Source organism: Mycolicibacterium arenosum (assembly GCF_024320865.1).
GTDB classification, from domain to species: Bacteria; Actinomycetota; Actinomycetes; order Mycobacteriales; family Mycobacteriaceae; genus Mycobacterium; species Mycobacterium arenosum.
Genome location: NZ_JANDBD010000011.1, coordinates 216,886 through 235,080 on the forward strand (window position 1 = coordinate 216,886; position 18,195 = coordinate 235,080).

Consider the following 18,195-nt stretch of genomic DNA (forward strand, 5'->3'; position numbering starts at 1 on the left):
CTGCCTAAACGAGTCCAGCAACGAAGCTCGCGCCCTGTTGCGCCAATCCAGAGCTCACGTAGTCACTGTGGGCAAACGGGTTGCGGCCGTCCGAGCAGATCGGGTCACCGTCTTTGCAGATGTCGATGGCCCTGCCGCCGAACTGCGAGTTGGTGATCGGGACCGAGAACTTGGCGGACGGGTTGCCGAAGACAGCGACGGCGGCGACGGACTGCGCGAGGTTGCTCGGCAGCGCCGGGGCGATCTCGCCGCCGAGTTTGTTGCCGAGCGGGGGAATGCCGCCGAGCATGTCGACCACCGCTGCGCCCTGCGAGTAGCCGCCGAGCACGATCCGCGTCGACGGGCATTGGCTGACCAGGTTCGCGATGTGATTGGTCGCATCCGCCGCGCCGTCGGCCGACGTCAGGAAGTCGAAGCTGGCCGGGTAGTTGACCGCGTAGGTGGTGACCGTTTGCCCGCCGACCTGCGAGCGCAGTGCGTCGGCGAACGCCTGCCCGACGTTTCCGAGATTCGGGGCGTCGTTGGTGCCGCGGGCGAAGACGACCTCGATGTCGGAGCACCCCGGCTCGGCGACGGCCGGGGGAGCTGCCACGACGGTCGCCGCACAACCGAGTGCCGATGCGATCGCTCCGAGCCGGGCGGTGAATCTGAGCAGTGTCACGTAGCCCATCTTCACATATCGGAATCAGCTACGACGAACTGTTTGCTCAGAGCACCCGACCGTCGGGTGGCGCCTCGGGCCAGCTCGCGCGCTCGACCTGCTCGCTGCGGTCACCCTGACGCGCGAGCGCTAGCCCGGCCAGCACGACAACTCCGCCGATGGCCTGGGTGATCGTCATCGCCTCACCCAGCATGGCCCAGGCGGCCAGCACCGCGAACAGCACCTCGGCCAGCCCGACGAGCGAGGCGAACCGCGGCCGCAGTCGGGCGATGCCCATGATGCCGAGTGTGTAGGCCATCGCCGTTGGGATCAGCGCGAGCGCGACGACGGGCACGATCCACGAGGTGGTCCACCCCGCGATGACGGCGTCGTTCGTGGTGAAGGTCATCGGCATGACGCCGGAGAAGCCGAGCAGCGCGACCGTGATCGCACCGACGAACAGACCGCTCGCGGCGAGCGTGATCGGATTGAGCCCACCGGCTTCACCGTCGCCGGAGGAGACGCGCGCGGACATGATGAAGTAGCAGGCCGCGCAGACGGCTGCCGCGAGGCCCCAGGTGACGCCTACCAGGTTTATGTGCGCGGCGGCGAACACGTTCAGCACCAACATGATTCCGGCGATGGCGACGACGACGCCGACGAGCGTCAGGTTGCTGGGGCGACTCCGGGTGGTGGCCCACACCCAGCCCACGACGAGCAGCGGGGAGGTGTACTCGAGCAGCAGGGCGACGCCGACCGAGAGGTGTGACACCGCGTTGAAGTAGCACCACTGCGCTCCCGCGACCGGGATGACGCCGTAGGCGAGCACGGTGCGCCAGTGCTGAAGGGCTTCGCGCACCCACCCGCGGTGTATCACGGTGGCGAACACCGCCATCAGGAGGGCGCCGCCGGCGAGTCGTGCCGTGACGGCGGCGGTCGGCGACCAGCCGGTTTCGATCAGCGATTTGGCCAGTGGGCCGGAGAAGCCGAAGGTGAGCGCGGAAGCGACGGCGAACGCCAGTCCGAGCCGGAACCGGTTGGCCGAGGCGGTGCGGGGTTCCAGTTGTGCGGTCACGATGCCACCTCCAGTACGCTGAACTGCACTGTAATGAGTAAAATTACGATTGGTCATGACGCTATCGCCGAGAGGAGTCATGAGTCAAATGATTTTCAGTCATGACACCGAGCTCACGCTCCGGGCTGCGTGTGTCCTGGTCAACACCGATCGCGTCGACGGCGAGCAACTCGGCACCCTCAAACCCCTCGACGAGTACCTGGACGGCTTCGGCTGGACCGGCAGGCGGGACAGGGACGACGCCGAGCTCGCCTCGGTGCATCGGCTCCGCGAACGCCTCGGCAAGATCTGGGCCGTCGCCGACGACGAGGAGCGCGTGGTCGGTCAGGTCAACGCGTTACTCAGCGACACGAAGGCGTCGCCGTGGCTGACCCGTCACGCCGAGATGCCCGAGTGGCATCTGCATCTGGCGTCGATTCACGATCCGCTGTGGCAGCGCATGGGCGCCGAGATGGCGATGGCGCTGGCCGACCTCATCCGAGCCGGCGAACTGCGCAGGCTCAAGATCTGCGAAGCGCCGGACTGCGAGGCCGTGCTCGTCGACCTGTCGCGTAACCGTTCGCGGATGTTCTGCGACACCGGCAATTGCGGCAATCGGCAGCACGTCGCGGCCTATCGAGAGCGCCGCGCGAAGGGGTAGTGGTCCGGTTCAGTCGGGCTGAACGTTCGACTCCTCGTGCTGTGCTACAGCTTCACTGATTCGCGCATGAGCTGTGCCGAAGTGCCTAGTGGTGGAGGAAGTGACGGCTGTTGCGGGCGGAGCCTGGAACAGGCTGGCGAGATCGTTGGACGTTATGAAGCTTCTGTCCTCGTGGAGCGCAGGCGACAGGTTGTACTTCGAGAGGTCCATGACGGGGCCGACAGTCACCACGCCGATCTCACGGTCGGTTCCCATGCTGCCGTCGCCGATTTCGGCGTTCTGCAGGCGTCCTGGCGCTGACGGCTGAAGCTCCGCCGCGCGCTCTCCGCCCAGCAGCGAGCTCCGCGACATCTTGATGATCTCTTGCGGAGGCGTGGCGCCCGATGCCGCGGATGTGCTGTACAGGCTGGGACCTTCACCTGTCGGAAGGCGCGTGCTTCCGCGTTCGTTCTGTCCACGTTCGTGCTTGGGTGGTGTCGGCGGCGCAGGCGGCGTGAGTGCGGTGGACGGCGTAGACGCAGTATCGCGATGGGTGTGTGGTTCCGGGGACTTGACCAGGTCCTCGTAATTGGCGTTGGGGTCGCCGATCTGACCGCCACCCCTGGGGTCGACGGCGTTCTGCCGCCTGTCAACGCGCGTGGGCGCCATGGCCGACGGCGACTGCGCCGGCGCGGCCCTGTTCCCGTGCGGGGGCTGAGGCGACGCCGGTGCCAGCGGGGTACCGACCGAGTTCTCGAGGTACTGGCGCCACGCCTGGAGATAGCTGAAGAGTTGTTGGCTGTAATCGGCGGGCGCTGGCGGCAGCAATGAATTCTGGCCTTGTGCAAAAGGATTCGGTGGGGTGGGCTGACCCGTCGTCGCGCTTGTCAGCGGTTCCAATAACTGCCGCAATGCGTTCACGTACGTAGTCAGTTGTTGATTGTCATCGAAGGGCGACGGCATCATGGGGTGGCCTCCATTCGGTCCGGGGGGACTGCATTCGGGAGTTGAGACGGGCGGCGGAAACGGGCTGTCGAGCGGATGGGGTTGCGATCGCTCGCACCGGTCACCGTCCAGAATGCGGAGTTCTCTGGTCTCGGCGGGCTCGCGGTTCTCGATGTCGAAGACGTAGCAGTAATCGCCTGCGGGCGAGGGCATCCGGACCGGGCTGGAGAAACCCTGGTCGATGAAGCCGAAGGGGAACCGCCAGTTGAGCGATGTGTGCTCACGTCGGTCGGCACCGTTCGAGGTAACCCACACGTAGTGATCGAGGATGGCATTGACGGCATGACGCGCCGATTCGCCGGCCGCCTCCATTGACGTCATCCGGGTGAACGTCCTCGCCCAGGTGCCCGCGAAGACGACGGAGTTGTTGTGCACGAAGTAGCCGCCGTGGCGAGCCTGCCAGACGTTGCGCAACTCCAGATCGTCGAGCCACACGTCCTCGGGGGGAATGTCCTGCAGTGACGTGTTGTGCGGGTTCCACGGGTCGCGGCCGGGTCGGTTGTCCCAGTCGCCCACGATGGGAACGAGGTAGGGCGTGAGGTTGTGCGTCGCTCTGCCGCCGCCTTGTCCGGGACCACCAGCCATGATCAGCCCTTGATCGAGGGCGTACCAGGACGGCCACGGCAGCAGCCCCTCCGGGGTGTTGTCCACGGTGTCCGTGACGGCGGCGGCGATCTGGCGCCAGACCTCAGCGGCGATTTCGTCGGCGGTGCAGTCGCGCGCTGCCTTTCCCAAATGGCTCGATACGGCGTTGAAGTCGCCGATGTCGACGGAGAGCACCGAAATGTGCCCGTCGCGAAGCAGTGTCGGTCGCTTCTCCCACATGCCGTGCTGGTTGATCGACGACAGTCCCCATTCCGAACCCGAGTAGTACATGTGTCCGCGGATCAACTGGAACTCGGTGTCGAAGAAGTACTGGATACCCGCCAACGTCTGGAACCGATCCCAGGGTTTGCGACCCATCTCGTCCATCGCGTAGGGGTTGCGCCGCGCAGCGGACCGTGCGTGACCGGGGGTCAGAGGACCGTCGGACGGGGGAGCGAAGGTGGTGAAACCGTCGAGTTTGGCCGCGGCGCCACCGGTGCCCGACGCACGCATCGGTGCCGAAATCCGCTCGGCAGCAGGGGCGTCGACCGCGACCACCGTGTAATCCGGAGTCACAGTACTGCCGTCTGCCAGCGTGATCCGGACTCTCGGCCTTAGGTGTGGCGGTAGATCAGGCCGCGCGGCGAGCGGCTCGATGTGGTCGACTGAGCCGTGCACGAAACGCACGCCGAGGTTGACCAGGTGTCGGTACCAGTGGTCGAACCACGCTTCGGTGGTCGGCCCGTTGAGCACCCCGTCGGCTTTGTTATCCCGCCGGTCCAGCTGCAACTGCAGCTGCAGGAATGTCGTGATGTTCGTGCGGGCGTCGCCCCAGCGGGAGTCGAAAGCGGCAAGCACGCGCGGCATCTCGAGCAGGTACTTCTCGAACCTCGGTGAGTAGGTGATGCGCCGGGGATCACCCGGCTTGTCCCGACCCACGAAGAAGTCGTACGCCGAGATGTTCTGGAGTTCGGTGGCGCGACGCAGGGGGCTCGTGGCGAGGTAGCGCAGAATCCGGCTCAGGAACTTCGTGATGTCGTCGGACGTGAAGCCCAACTGTCTGAGTTGTTTGTTGACGTCTCGGCTTTCGACCTGTGAGCGCGGTGCCTCTCTGGGGAAGACCAGGTTCTCGTGGCCCTTCAGCGTGGTGCCCTGCGTGATGACCCGCTTCACGTTGTCCATGACGGTCCGCGATGTCGCCTGCCAGGTGACGTCGCCGCGAGCTGAGGCGACCGGTTCGTATGTGGGTATGCGCTGGAACAGGTCCCAGGTGTGTAAGTAGTACGCGGGGAAGAACCGGAAGCCGTGCTCGCCGGCAATGGCGCGTCCGGGTGTCGGAGGCGTACCTCGTCGACCGGGGAACGGCCGGAGTTCGGCGGGGCTGCCGTCCTGTGTTCCGACGGTCGAATACTGAGAGGCCGCCAGTCCGCCGAGTTTCACCGGTGGGTAGTAGCCGGGGGGCTCGACGCCGATGCCGTTGCGCTCATCGCGACGCGGCTCGTAAACCGTGACGTCGAAGCCGCGCTCCGCCAGTTCGTGTGCGGCGGTCAGACCGGCGATTCCGGCGCCGAGCACCGCGACGGTGGGTCGGCGCGCGCACGACGCGGGCGTGGTGATGCATTCGGTCACGACGCCCCCGCTCGCAACTCCACCAACAGCTCGGGCTGAGACGGCGCCCGGACCGCGGCGTGGACGTAGGCGATGATCGCGTCGTGCGCGCGCAGGACGTTGTCGAGGGAGCCGCGTATCGAGACCGTTCCAGCCTCGACGGCCTCCCGCAGACCGACGTTCGCGTCGAGCACGTCGAGCATCGCGGCGCGCGTCGTCGTGATGGTGGCGCCCACGGCGCCGCCCGCGCCGTCGTACACGTCGAGTCGGCGTCCACCTACGACGTGGAAGTACTCACCGTCGACTTCGAGATTGACCTTGAGCTCCCCGAGCTTGTCGAGCAGCAATCGATAGCTGTCGGGTGCTTCCTCGGCGAGGTGTCCGACAGACTGTCTCAACAGTGCCGAAATGCCCTCAGCCATAAAAGAACTCGAATACGCCGTCGCCGACGAAGTCGACGTCCTCGCCCTGGATGCTTCCGCTGACATGCACGGTTCCATTGGTCTCGCAGAGCACGATCGAGCGGTCGAGGTGCACCTCGCTCGGCTTCGCCAGGCGCGCGTACGACTGTGAGCGGAACTCGGCTCGAACGCGATCCTCCCCGCCGGACGCCGTTACCTCGACGACCTCAGGCACGCCGGGCACGTCGCCGTCGAGGAGCATGCGCATGGGTGCTGGAAGCGTGCAGTCCGCGCCGCCGGCGAGCGCGCCGCGGAAGTGCGTCTGCACGGCGGAATGCCGGTACAGCCCGGCAGGCTCTTCATTGCGCCACACGTACAGTGCCTTGGACAGGCAGCGGAGACGTTTGCGATCGGTCATCTGAAGGAAGACCATCGACCACGGGTCGTGCGAACTTCTCGGCAGGATCGTTCCCCACGTCCAACCGAAATCGTCGCCCCACTGAAACCTGCCCCAGTTGTGGTCGTGGTAGGCGAGATCGCCGTCGAATCGATGTTCATCGCCGCTGATGCGCAGCCACCCCGTGGCCCGCAGCCTCGGCACGAAGAGCCAACTGAGGCGGCCTTCGCCCAGCGGTTGATTGTTGACGACGAAGGGGCGGCTGACGGAGGTGAAGTCGATTTCGCCGCTGATGCCCGAGCCGGGAAGGTCGATGATCACGTGATAGCCGTCGGGGCGCAACGTCATTCGGTTGCCGCCGATGGTGAGGTCGCCGAGGTTGGCGGCAACGTCGAAGTCCGCGTCGTCGAATCGCTCGACGACCCCGGTCCACGTGCCGTCGTGACCGATGACGATGACACGCGGCACCAGGAGGTCGTTGGCGCCTTCGTTGTTGAGGCTGAAGTTGATGAGGAAGTGTCCGCCGCGGCCGTGGACGACGAAGTGCTGCCATTCCTTGAAGCCGCGGGGGCGAGCGGTCCCGTGCGTGGGCGCGCGGAGGAAGTCGCTCATCGCCAGGATCGCGGTCATCGCAGCCACCGCATCGGAGGCTGAATTGCTGACGAGATCAACGGTTCCGGGTTGGAGCCCGATCGAGAGAGTCCGTTGATGCGGTCGCCCAGGCCGGCGATGCCGAGGAGTGCATAGACGAAGTCGTCGACGTGCTCTGGCGGGGGAAGCGCGCGGCTCTCGTCGGTCGCCAGGGTCCGGACCGTATCGGCCAGACCGGCGATACCCAGCAGATACCCGATGAAGCTGTTCTGATCGGCGAGGGCGTCGCGAGGGTCGAGGAGCGTCATGCGAAGCCCTCTGGCCGCAGCCTGGCGAGAATCGCATCGTTGAGGCTGCCGCCGATGACGGCGTCGGCGAGCACCTCAGCCCAGGCGTCGGGCGCGGCATTCGGTTCCGCCGGCCCGTCGAGGACGTTGAGGCTCAGAGTTTCCCAGATGCGTCGGAGGTCGTCGACGGCTGAGGATGAGGCTAGGCCGTCGCGCAGCCGGGCGCCGTCGGCTGTTGCCGCGTACCGGCGGCCCTCGGTCACCAGCAGATTGTGGAGTCCGCGAGCCGCCGCCGGGCTGCCGAGTACGGATTTGCGGACGCTGAGAAGCAGGTCGACGATGGGCTGCTCCCCTGAGTCCTCGGACGGAGGAGGTCGCAATTGTGTTGTGTGCGTTTCTAATTGATCGAGAACGAGCGCGCGGATGCGTTCGAGCTCGACTAACGACTTGACCAGATCCTCGGGGGTCATCGCGTCCGCCCGTGGACGAACTCGACCAGGCTCGATATCGCGTCGCGGTGCGGACTCGGCTGAAACCAGTTCATGTCCAGCAACGTGCCGGCTGCGGCGCGGGCATGTCGCTCGGCGATGTCCCGCGCGTGCTTGAGCGATCCCACACGCCCCATCAGATCGTAGAGCCATTGGATGTCATCGAGCCGCTTGGTCTCCAAGACATCGAGCCCAGCCAGCTGTGCCGTAATCGCATCGTGTCCATCGCGGGACAGGTGGCCCTGGACGGCGAGTCGATCGAGCAACTCGGTCAGTCCGAGTCCACCGTCATCGATGCCCGGCCGCCGCTTGGAGAGGATTTCCACCGCTCTCAGCCGTTCGTCGGCTTCCGCCCGCCGCAAGGTGTGCAGCAGCATCAGCGTGCGTTTGCCCTCCCAGAGATCGCCACCGATCTCCTTGCCGTACTCCTCGGGATCGCCGCGCAGATTCAGCAGGTCGTCGGTGATCTGAAACGCCGCGCCGAGATGGCGGCCCAGGGTTTCCAGTGGCGCCAGGTATTCCGCAGGCGCACCGGCGGCGATCGCACCGACTTGCAGCGGCGTGATGAACGAGTACCAGCTGGTCTTCAGCTCGACCATGTCGAGATAGTCGGCGTCGGACAGTTGCCACGCATTCGAGCGCACCCATTCCAGTTCGCGCGCTTGGCCTTCGACGGTCTGCTGAGTCATGCGGGCGACTGCGCGCAGGATCCGAAGAGCGGGGCCGAGGCCGACGCGTTCGACGTTGTCGAGCAACGGTTGCAGCGAGAGCGACAGCATGGCGTCGCCGACGTTCACCGCGATCGGAATGCCGTGATCGATGTGCATCGTCGGTTTGCCGCGACGCCGCCAGGATTCGTCCTCGATGTCGTCGTGAATCAGAAACGCGTTGTGGTAGAGCTCGAGCGTGGCCGCCGTCGGAAGTACGGCGTCGAGATGCCCGCCGAGTCCCAGGCACGATGCGATCGACAGTGCAGGACGCAGCGCCTTGCCGCCGCGCAACGGGTAGTCGAGGATCAGCTCGAGAAGGCGGCTCTGGTCCTCCGACGGCGCGTAGAGCCGACTCAGTTCCGCGTCGCAGGCCTCCTTGCACTCAGCGAGGTAGGCCTCGAGAGCGTCAGATGTGCTCTGGATCGCAAGTGCCTCAGGCAGTGTCGAGGTCATGTGGCATCGAGGTCGCCGGTCAAGCCGAACCGGTGAGACGCACGACACCCTCCGGGTCGGTCACGCGGGTGGCGAAACGGATTCGAAGGCCTAACTCGATACCCCCCACGTCCGATCCCGCTTCGCCGAGAATCTCCAAGCTCGGGACCACGCTCACCGCTAGATCGACCGGTTCCTCGCCCGGCGACGCTTCGGCGGCGGCACCGTGTGCCATCCGGTTCCGTCTGCCGATCAGAAGCATGAGCGGGTTGGGCGACTTTCCGGGCAGAAGGGACGTCCTGTGCACGGAGTTGATGTTGGCCGCCTTCACGATGGCGTCATAGGCAGGGCGTCCGTCGTCGAGCCTGTTGAGTGCCTTGATTCCTGCGGTGTTCGTTATCAAGCATGACGGGGCGCGATAGCCGGCGTCCTCGACGCTCGCCCGTGCGTCGATGAGCGCGTCCATGATGTCGGGGGGCGTGCTCAGGACGACTTCCGTGTCAGCGTTCCCGGCGGCAGCGGCGGCAGCGGCAGCGGCAGCGATGATTGATGTGAAGGCGCGGGCATCCACTTGCGCCGCAAGCTTCGTCGCGCGTGCCATGACTTCGGCCAGGAGCGAGTCGGGCGTCGGTGCGCCCAGCTGTGCGAGGGACGCCTGAAACTGGACCTCTTCGAGATGCAGGGGCAGGAAGCTGGGCGTATCGAGAACGTCGCTGCGGACTCGCGACTGGCCGGGATCACCTGTGTTCCAGTTCGGGAAGGCCTGCCACGCGATGCTGGTCTGCTTGAACGTCTCGACGACTGCCCGGTCTGCGATGGCCAACCGTTCTGCGGTCACGTACATGCCCTAGACCCCCCAAGTCGATAGTCAGCACATCATGGCAGACCGGAGTCGTCGCCCGCGTCATTTCTGAGCGAGCACGATGTCCTGACCCGGCGTCATCTCACCACGGTCGACCGCGTCGCAGTGGGCGAGGTGCAACGGGGCTACCGGATCATCGGGCAGTAATTGCCGGCACCGCTCGAACGCTGCCCGCGCGGCGTTGTTATCGCCGGCGTCGAACAGTGCGAACGCCTCGTCGAACGCGGGCTGGGCGACGCGCTTGGCATCACGGAGCTCCGGCGGGTCCTCGTCGTAGACCTCGTAGATCGTGACCGCCTTCCGACGGTTCACCACCATCACCCGTTCCATGCGCCGGATGTCGAACTCGCTCGGATCGGCGAGACCGGCCAGGGTCGTGCCCGACATCAGCATCGACGAGCCGTACCGCTTCGTGGTGCTCTCGATGCGGGCGGCCAGGTTCACGGTGTCACCGATGATCGTCAACACCATGCGGTTCACGCCGCCGACGAGCGTCACGCCGACCCGACCGGTGTTCAGTCCCACCCCGGCGCGCAGCTCCTGGGTGCCGAGCGCGATTCGCTCCCGGTTGTGCTCGCGCATCGACCGAAGCATGGCCAGGCCGCCTCGCACGGCGTCGGCCTCCGACTCGAAGACCGCGACGATCTCGTCTCCACGGACGTCTTGGATCATGCCGTTACAACTGACGATCGGCATCTCCGTTGCACGCAGGAAACCCATGGCCAGATTGCTCGCCTCCGACACGTCCATGTCTTCGAGCATCGTGGTGTAGCCGCGAATGTCACTGATCAGCACGGTCATTTCGCGATCCACGCGGTAGCCGCTGCGCACCCTGCGCAGGTCGTCGATATCGAGGATGCGCAGCAATTCGTTGGGCACGAATCGCGACTGCACGTCCATCAGCGACTGCCGGTGCTCGTCGGCATCGCGCAACCGAGCCTCCAGATGGAAGTTCCACAACGGCGCGGCCGCCTGAGCGCACACCAGTGCAACCGCATGTTCGTCGTCGATCGTGAAGTGCTGACCCGACCGATTGTGCTCGGCGTAGATCGCTCCGATGATCTTGTCCTGCACGATGATCGGTACGACCATGGTGGCAGGATCGCCGGTGGTCAGCGGCGAACGGATCGCACTCATCCTGCTGACGAGAGAGGCGTCGTACGTGAGTTCGGTCCACGGTCCGTCGATGCGTGTGACGTGCCCGTCCTCTTGCGAGGCCTTGGCCGCGAGATGCTCCCCCTCTCCGGTGAGGAACAGCACGCGGTGGGCGCCGGTTGCGTCCGCAATGGTGCCCAGAACGAGTTTGGCCAGTTCATCGGCCGTGTGTGCTGCGGACAACGTTCTCACCAGGCGATGCGCGCTGCGGGTGTCCACCCCTATGTCGTCAGTCGAGACGAGGTCACGGCTCAGCAGCCACGGATTGTCCTGCGCAAGTCGATCGGTGCGTACGGCGAGTCCCAGATTGGAGAAGCGTTGATACGCCGTTCGCAGCATGTGCTGGCCCAGCCTCGTCCGGCCGGTCTCGGAGTAGAGTCCGGCGGTCTCCTCATAAGCCATCGCGCCGATGAGTTGAAGTTGGTGTTTCTCAGCCAGTTCGATCGCCAGCTCCAAGTGCAACTCGGCGTTGCGGTGTTTTCCGCACGCCCGCGCCCAGGCGCCCTCCAACAGTGCCAGCGACGCCGCGTAATTGGTCGGCGCACCCTGGGCCCATTTCCGATGCAGTGCAATGGTTTTACGCAGGAAGCGACGCGTCGACCGGTCGTGCGGAGCGCTGTAGATCATGCTCATGCCGCTGAGCACGTGTGCAGATTGCAGCGGCGCGGTTCCGACCAGTCCGTCGCTGTGGGCGAGTGCTTCGTTGCCGGCGCCCGCCGCGCCTGAGTAATCCCCCGCCCAGAAATGCAGTCCCTGCTTCATCGCCTCAACGACGCCGAGTGTGACCGCGTCGCCCTCTTCGCGGGCGGCAGGCACCACTTCGCGTTCGTCGAAGCCGCTTTCGCCGGCGAGTAATAGGTGGTCCTCACTGCGGCCCATCAGGTTGAGGCAGAGCTGCTGCATGGCCTGACACACGGCGGTGGGTGCGGGCTGCGAGCGGATCTCGGGGATGAGGGATTGCGCAAGCGTGTCCATTTCCGCCATCGGCCTGCCGACCCAGAATGACTGTGAGAGAAGTACCGCTGCGAGGAAGCCGGCGTACTCCTGGTCCCCCTGGTCGAGCGCAGCTGTCACGGCGTCGCGCAGTTCTCCGAGGCCGTCTCCGATGGGGTGGCGCCAGTGCCGGATGAAGTTCACGTAGAGGAACATCGTTTCGGGACGCGACTGTGGAAAATACTCTGGCTCGCTAAGGGACAGCCCAACCTCGCCGAAGCGCTGACTGCCCTGAAGGTCGCCCGTGAAGACGAGGAGCAGACCATAACTCGCCAGCGCTAGTGGTGATGACGGGGTGTGGCCGTACTTGAGTGTCAGGTCGAGCTGCTTGCGGACCACCAGAGGAAAGATATTGGGACGCAGCATGTATGACATGCTGCGCAGTTCGGACAGGATGCGCTGCACCTCGATGACTCGGCGGTCATCGCACACGGGTAGCTCGAGCAGCCGGGTGTTGGTCCAGCGGTTCATCGCGAGCTTCATCTGGGTCAGGGCGACGGCCATCCTGGGCTTGCCCGGATGCGGGGGCACCGACTCGCCTAGCTCGTGCAGCGCCAGGAGTCCGGTCTCAAGCGCGTCCTGAAGGCGGTTTTCCGCAACACGTCCCTTGAGGCGGAGATAGAACAAGCGCGCGAGATCCGCTGGTTCCGAGAGGAAACGGTGGGCCTCGTCGAGTAGATCGTTGAGCACGGCGACGTCACCGACCAGCATGGCGGACTCGGCGACCTCGAACTGCAACTCGCGACTGAGTGCGAAGTGATCGGTCCAGCGACGCGCTCCGAGCAGCGCCACGGCGTCCCGGAAGTACTCGCATGCCAACGGAAAGGAGGCCTGTGCTCGCGCCTTCAGTCCGGCCCTGCGCAGCAGATCGACGAAATCCCGGCGCTCCTCGCCGTCCATCAGGTTTCGACCGCCGATGCCGATGTGCCTGGCAGCCTCGAACAATCGGTCGTCGCCCAGACGCGCGAGTCGTCGGCCAACGCGTAGATGGGCTTCTCGTTCCTCATCGACGGACAGGACGGACCTGGCTGCCTCCAGGATGTGGTCGTGACTGAACCTGTAACGGGCGTCGCGGCTGATCGCATTGGTGATTCTGCGACCGCCGCTGTCGACGGCCTCAAGGAGGCGGAGTTCCAAGGCGGACCAGAGCGCGTGGACCACGACGTCGGGCGACTCGTCGGCGGCGAGCGTCGCGTCGTCCAGGTCGAAGTCGGCGCCCAGACATGTCAATTTCGCGAGGATCTCCCGGTCGGCGAGGCCCAGCTGGTCGAGATAGCTACCCAGGAACTCGGCGGAGGTGGCCGTGACCTCGATCGACTCCAGGACGCGCAGATCCCAGGTGGGCTGTCCACCCGCGCCTTCCGCAATCAGCGCACCCTGGTGTTGTGCTCGGTACAGCAGCTGGCGAACCTGAAGCGGATTCCCCGCCGTGCGGTGGTGGAACTCGACCGCGACGTCGCCGAGTTCGACGCCCTTACCGGTGACAGAGGCGAGGAGATCTTCGATCTCGTCGTGTGACAGCGGAGCCAACTCGATGTCGCGCAGGGTGTCGGTCGGAATCCCCGCCGCTCTCGGATCGAACTCGCCCGCGCGATGGGTGCCCACGATCAGAACACCCTCCGGTGACACCGTCAGCAGCTCCGATAGGAAGATCAGCAGATCCTGATCCGCCCACTGCAGATCATCGATGGCCAGCACCACCGGCCGGTAGCCCGCGGTGTCCGACACCAGGCGGATGGCCGCGCGATGCAGTCGGCGCCGCGCGTCTGCGGCGTCGATCTCGATGGATACCGGCGGAGTCGCCCCGAGGATCTTGGCGAGTTCCGGCACCAACTCGGCGAGCACCCACCCCAGCGACGCGGCACCCTCGAGAAGGTCGTTTCGCCATCGCTCGCTCTCGGCGGCCCCGGTGGAATCCATCGCGCGGACCATCGACCGGAGCGCATCGCTGAGGGCTGCGTAGGGGGCGGGTGAACCGTCGCGGCAGCGTCCGTAGGCGAACACGTGATCACTCTGGGACACCTCGGCTCCGAACAACTGGAGCAGAGTCGACTTCCCCACCCCCGGCGGTCCGCTGATGAGGATGCAGCCACCGCCCGCGCGCCCCGTCGCGCCCGCGGCCTCGCGGAGCTGGCCGAGTTCATCAGTCCGACCGACCACGTGCGCGCCGAAGTCGAGCAGCGGTGTCGTCATTGCTTCGCGCACACCTCGCCGCGCTCCGGGCGCGATGCCCGGCGACCCACTGGCAACGACGAAGGCATTTGCGGAACCCCTCCCAACCCCTTTGTGGCAGTCATCGTAATTAACGCACGCCGCCACCGCTCGGCTACGCCGCGTTTGCTCGCACTTCGGTGCTTAAGGGGCCACCGCCCGGCGCATAGGCTCGTAGCCGGGGGTTTCCATGGCGCGACAGGCATCGACTCGACTGGCGGCGAGTGCGCAGCGCTTCCAGGCGCGCAGGCTGTCGCACGCACTGGTGTGCAGGGAGATCTCGCTCGACGAGGAACCGCTACGCGCGCAATCCCGCTCGCTTGCGGTCGGGGGTGTGCTGGCCGCGATCGCCGTAGCGGGCTGTGCCGTCATGGCCGTCGTGAGACCGCAGGGCGTGCCCGACTCGGCGCCGATCCTCCTCGCGCGGGAGTCGGGTGCCATGTTCGTCCGCGTTGACGACGCGCTGCACCCGGTACCCAACCTCGCGTCCGCGCGGCTGATCGCCCGCACCGCGGCCGCGCCCGTCGTCGTGGCCGAACGGTCGTTGACCCGGTTGCCGCGCGGTCCCCGACTCGGCATCCCCGGCGCACCCGACGCCATCGGCACGCCGCTGGCCGAGCCCGCGTGGACGGTCTGCGACGGCGAGCGAACCATCGTGCTCGTCGGCGCCTCGTCGCCGCCCTACGACTCGGCCCGCACCGTACTGGTCAGTCCACGCGGTGAGAGCGCGGCCACCACCTACCTGCTGTACGACGGCGTCCGCGCTCGGGTCGACCTGCGTGAGCGCGCGGTTGCCCGTGCCCTGCATCTCGACGGCGTTGCGCCGGTACCGGTTTCACGCGCGCTGCTGGACGCCCTTCCCGAACTGCCCGCGGTCACGGTGCCCGCCATCGCGGGCGCGGGCACGACGGGGCCGGAGTCGGTGGGCGGCCTTCCCGTGGGCACCGTGATCCGGGTGGCGCGCGCCGACGCCGAGGAGTTCCACGTCGTGCTCGCCGACGGCCTGCAGCGCGTCGGGGCCGTCGCCGCCGAGGTGATCCGCACCGCCTACCGCGGTGCGGGTGACATCGCGACGGTCAGCCCCGCGGCGGTGGCCGCCAGCGCGGCCGTCGACTCGCTGCCCGTCGGCGGCTTCCCCCGCAGCACACGAGCACCGGTGGGCGCCGCCGACGAGATGACGGTGTGCGTGCACTGGGACAGGGGGGACACCGTTGTCGCAAGCGGGGATTCGACGCACCTCGACACGACCGGCGCGACCGCGCTCGCGCAGGCGGACGGCGACGGGCCCCGCGTCGACGCGGTCGCGATGCCCGGTGGGCGCAGTGTCTACGTGCGCTCGGTCGGCGCGTCAGGCGCCGCCGCAGCCGGCGGCCCGCGATTCCTCGTCACCGAGTCGGGCGTGCTGTTCGGGGTGGCCGACGACGAGGCCGCAACGGCACTCGGGCTGCCGACCCCCGGCGCCGCGCCCTGGCCGATCCTCGCTCAGTTGCCCGCTGGACCGGAGTTGGCCATCGCGGTGGCCTCAGTGCCGCGTGACGTCCCGTCCGCGTAACCGACTCGCGGCTACTGCGACGACGATGGCCACGGCCGCCGCTGCACCGCCGAACGCCACCGAACGCGCCCGCGAGTCGGTCGGGACGGTGTCCGCAGCCGCGACGCGCACGCCGCTGGTCGGCGTGCTCGGCGGTGGGCCGGCGTCCGCGCTGACGGCGGCGAGCGGATCGACGACGCCGGAACCGACGTACGGGTCCCACCCCGACGACGGGTGGCGCGCCGTCTGCTCGATGCGCTGCATGACCTGTCGGGCGGTCAAGTGAGGCGATCGCGCACGCACCAGGGCGGCCAGACCCGAAACGACCGGCGCGGCGTAGCTCGTACCCGAAACCGGCTCGTCGTCAATCGAATTCATCAGACCCTCGCCGTCCGAACTCAGCGAGACGACGGACTCGCCCGGCGCCGCGACGTCCACCCACGGGCCGGCGAGACTGAACCCCGAGGGGCGACCGTCGCCGTCGACCGAACCGACCGTCAGGACGAGGTCGTCGTACCAGGCCGGGCTCACCACCACCTCGACGGACGCCCAGTCGGGGCGGCCGGCGCCTGCCGTGACCGGATTCTGTTCGGTGCACTGCCCGCCCACGTTGCCCGCGGCGCTCACCACGACCGCGTTCTTGACGTCGACCGCATACCCCAGGGCGGCCCCGAGCGATCCGTCGTCGATGCCGACGTCGGCGGAAACGCACGCCACCGACGAGATGTTGATGACGGTCGCGCCGAGGTCCGCGGCGGCTCGCACCGCCAGGGCGAGAGTCTCGACATCGCCGACCCCCGACGGCGCGTCGCCGTCGGTGCGGCGGAACTCGTTGCTGGACTGGCGGATCGCCAGGATCGCGGCGTCGGGCGCAACACCGGAGAACGCCGGGTCACCCGACGCGGCGACGATGCCCGCGACCGCGGTGCCGTGTCCGTCGCAGTCGCGGGTGCCGTCACCGGCCGACACGTAGTCGCCACCCGCGGTCAGCCGGGGCAGCAGCCGATGCCGTGCCACGCCGGTGTCGATGACGGCGACGGTCTGGCCGAAGCCGCGCGACAGCCGTTGCACCGCCGCCAGATCGAGCATCGCCAACTGCGTGGCCGGTTGACTGCGCACCGGCGCGGCGCCGGACTGACAGTCGCCGATCGGCTCGGTGGGACCGGGCGGCGCGGCCGGGCCGGCCGGGGGGAGCAGGGAATCGTCGACCACGGGTGGCACCACCGCCGCGGCGGTCGGAGCGATCCAGACGCTGCCTGCGGCGAGCAGGACCGCCGCCATCCTGCGGCTCACGTGAACACCCAGTCGCGCGCCACCGAGTAGACGCCGATCACCCAGCACGCGAGGGGCGCCAGCAGCGCGGCGCAGAGGTAGTCGAGGCCGTCGACGGCGCGTGCGACCCCCGGTCCCGGCCGACCCGTTGCGGCCACGGCGACAGCGGCGACGACGCCCATCCCCACCCACGGGGTCGCGCCGCGGAACACGACGGCGACGACGCTCAGCGCGGCCGTTGCGCACGCCAGTCCGGCGACGGTGAGAGCGATGCGACGGCCGGCATCCACGTGGGTGCGGGCGCGCGCCAGAAGCAGCAGCGCCGTCACCGAGGTGAACGCGATCGACGGCACCGTCCTGGTGGCCGCGGCGACCACGGCGACTCCGATCACCGCGCTGGCCGTGGATCCGATGACCAATCCGGTCAACACGCTGTGCGCGGCAACCGGGACGCCCGCGAGCAGCGCGGCGCACCGCGGTGCCAGCGCCAGCAGTCCGATGCCGCACACCGCCAACACCGCCCCGGCCGTCGCAACATTCCACGTGGCCGCCACGGTGACCGCCGCGACGGCCGCCACCGCTGCGGCCGTCGAACCCGAGGCGGTCAGCGCGGTGATCGCTACGGGAACCAGCCGCGACATCACCACCGACACCGCGAAAACGACTGCGGCGCACAGGAGCACGTTCGCGGGCCATGGTCCCGTCGGCACGACGACGAATCCTGCGGCACCAGCACCGAGCACACCGGCGACCGCGAGCCCACGACTGCCGGTGGCCACGGCGCGCCACGACGTCGCGAGAGCGCAGCACGCGATGGCGATCGCGGCGCCGAGGGCGGCGTCCTGCAGCCCCGTCCACACGAGTGCACCCGCCACCGCGAGCATCAGCCAGCCCCAGCTGATCTCGATCAACCGCCCGACGTCGATCCGCACGACGTCGCCGGTGCCGGCCACCCGGCGTACCGGTTCGACGCCGAGCAGGCCGCGCGCCGGTGCGTGGACGGCATCGAGCGTGACGACGTCGCCGTCGCGGATCCCGTTGTCGGTCAGTGACATCGACTCGTCGAGCGGGGTGCCCGCCGAGGTGCGCAGTTCGCGCCGTACTCCGTCGCGTGCGTGGCCGACGATGTCGACGAGGTCGGGGAGCAGCTGGGCCACGGGCGACCGGGCGCACAGCGCAATGTCGTGCGCGCGCAGGTGCCCGGCGACCTCGGCGTGGATCGATATCCGCCGCATGGACATTCGCATTCCCCCTCGACGTCACCGTAGCGGCGCCGAGTCGGTCCGCTGCGCACCAATATTCGTCGCGAACCGAGGGAACCGACCGCGCGTTC

The 18,195-nt window shown here is 67.5% G+C and carries 14 protein-coding genes; 2 read left to right on the forward strand and 12 right to left on the reverse strand.

Going from position 1 to position 18,195, the window contains the following annotated elements; genetic code table 11:
• Positions 1 to 4: 4 nt before the first annotated feature.
• Positions 5 to 670 (reverse strand): cutinase family protein, encoded by a 666-nt coding sequence (locus tag NM203_RS25125; RefSeq protein ID WP_255063305.1) that lies wholly within the window; start codon positions 668 to 670, stop codon positions 5 to 7.
• Positions 671 to 707: 37 nt separating this feature from the next.
• Positions 708 to 1,772, reverse strand: a complete 1,065-nt coding sequence (locus NM203_RS25130) for an EamA family transporter (protein ID WP_303625142.1) — start codon at positions 1,770 to 1,772, stop codon at positions 708 to 710.
• 31 nt (positions 1,773 to 1,803) lie between these two features.
• Between NM203_RS25130 and NM203_RS25135 the strand changes: the two genes are divergently transcribed.
• A complete protein-coding gene (locus NM203_RS25135; RefSeq protein WP_255063306.1) occupies positions 1,804 to 2,355 on the forward strand; it encodes a CGNR zinc finger domain-containing protein in 552 nt (183 codons plus the stop codon).
• Positions 2,356 to 2,364: 9 nt separating this feature from the next.
• Here NM203_RS25135 and NM203_RS25140 read toward each other — a convergent pair whose 3' ends face one another.
• Genes NM203_RS25140 through NM203_RS25175 form a run of 8 tightly spaced genes read right to left on the reverse strand, consistent with a single transcriptional unit; the run spans position 2,365 to position 14,041 of the window.
• Positions 2,365 to 5,553: an FAD-dependent oxidoreductase gene (locus tag NM203_RS25140; protein WP_255063307.1), complete on the reverse strand. Its 3,189-nt coding sequence runs from the start codon at positions 5,551 to 5,553 to the stop codon at positions 2,365 to 2,367.
• Positions 5,550 to 5,954: an SCP-2 sterol transfer family protein gene (locus NM203_RS25145; protein WP_255063308.1), complete on the reverse strand. Its 405-nt coding sequence runs from the start codon at positions 5,952 to 5,954 to the stop codon at positions 5,550 to 5,552. Before NM203_RS25145 ends, NM203_RS25140 begins: the two co-directional genes overlap by 4 nt.
• Entirely contained in the window at positions 5,947 to 6,960 is a 1,014-nt protein-coding gene (locus NM203_RS25150; protein WP_255063309.1) for a hypothetical protein, read from the reverse strand. Before NM203_RS25150 ends, NM203_RS25145 begins: the two co-directional genes overlap by 8 nt.
• Positions 6,957 to 7,229 (reverse strand): hypothetical protein, encoded by a 273-nt coding sequence (locus NM203_RS25155; RefSeq protein ID WP_255063310.1) that lies wholly within the window; start codon positions 7,227 to 7,229, stop codon positions 6,957 to 6,959. The genes NM203_RS25150 and NM203_RS25155 overlap by 4 nt, the downstream gene beginning before the upstream one ends.
• Positions 7,226 to 7,678, reverse strand: coding sequence for a hypothetical protein (locus NM203_RS25160; protein ID WP_255063311.1), 453 nt, complete (start codon positions 7,676 to 7,678; stop codon positions 7,226 to 7,228). The genes NM203_RS25155 and NM203_RS25160 overlap by 4 nt, the downstream gene beginning before the upstream one ends.
• Positions 7,675 to 8,859 carry a polyprenyl synthetase family protein gene (locus NM203_RS25165; RefSeq protein WP_255063312.1) on the reverse strand — a complete coding sequence of 395 codons (1,185 nt, stop codon included), beginning with the start codon at positions 8,857 to 8,859 and terminating at the stop codon, positions 7,675 to 7,677. The genes NM203_RS25160 and NM203_RS25165 overlap by 4 nt, the downstream gene beginning before the upstream one ends.
• Positions 8,860 to 8,878: 19 nt before the next feature.
• On the reverse strand, positions 8,879 to 9,682 hold the full coding sequence (locus NM203_RS25170) for a hypothetical protein (protein ID WP_255063313.1): 804 nt from the start codon (positions 9,680 to 9,682) through the stop codon (positions 8,879 to 8,881).
• Between the two features lie 60 nt (positions 9,683 to 9,742).
• Positions 9,743 to 14,041: an AAA family ATPase gene (locus tag NM203_RS25175; protein WP_255063314.1), complete on the reverse strand. Its 4,299-nt coding sequence runs from the start codon at positions 14,039 to 14,041 to the stop codon at positions 9,743 to 9,745.
• A gap of 208 nt (positions 14,042 to 14,249) precedes the next feature.
• Here NM203_RS25175 and eccB point away from each other — a divergent pair, with 208 nt between their 5' ends.
• Positions 14,250 to 15,611, forward strand: coding sequence for a type VII secretion protein EccB (gene eccB / locus NM203_RS25180; RefSeq protein WP_255063315.1), 1,362 nt, complete (start codon positions 14,250 to 14,252; stop codon positions 15,609 to 15,611).
• On the opposite strand, the gene mycP is transcribed toward eccB, so the two are convergent.
• Positions 15,582 to 16,871, reverse strand: a complete 1,290-nt coding sequence (gene mycP / locus NM203_RS25185; protein WP_255063375.1) for a type VII secretion-associated serine protease mycosin — start codon at positions 16,869 to 16,871, stop codon at positions 15,582 to 15,584. The two genes, eccB and mycP, sit on opposite strands and share 30 nt — an antisense overlap.
• An 8-nt stretch (positions 16,872 to 16,879) precedes the next feature.
• Positions 16,880 to 18,103 carry an EsaB/YukD family protein gene (locus NM203_RS25190; RefSeq protein ID WP_255063316.1) on the reverse strand — a complete coding sequence of 408 codons (1,224 nt, stop codon included), beginning with the start codon at positions 18,101 to 18,103 and terminating at the stop codon, positions 16,880 to 16,882.
• Positions 18,104 to 18,195 lie beyond the last annotated feature (92 nt).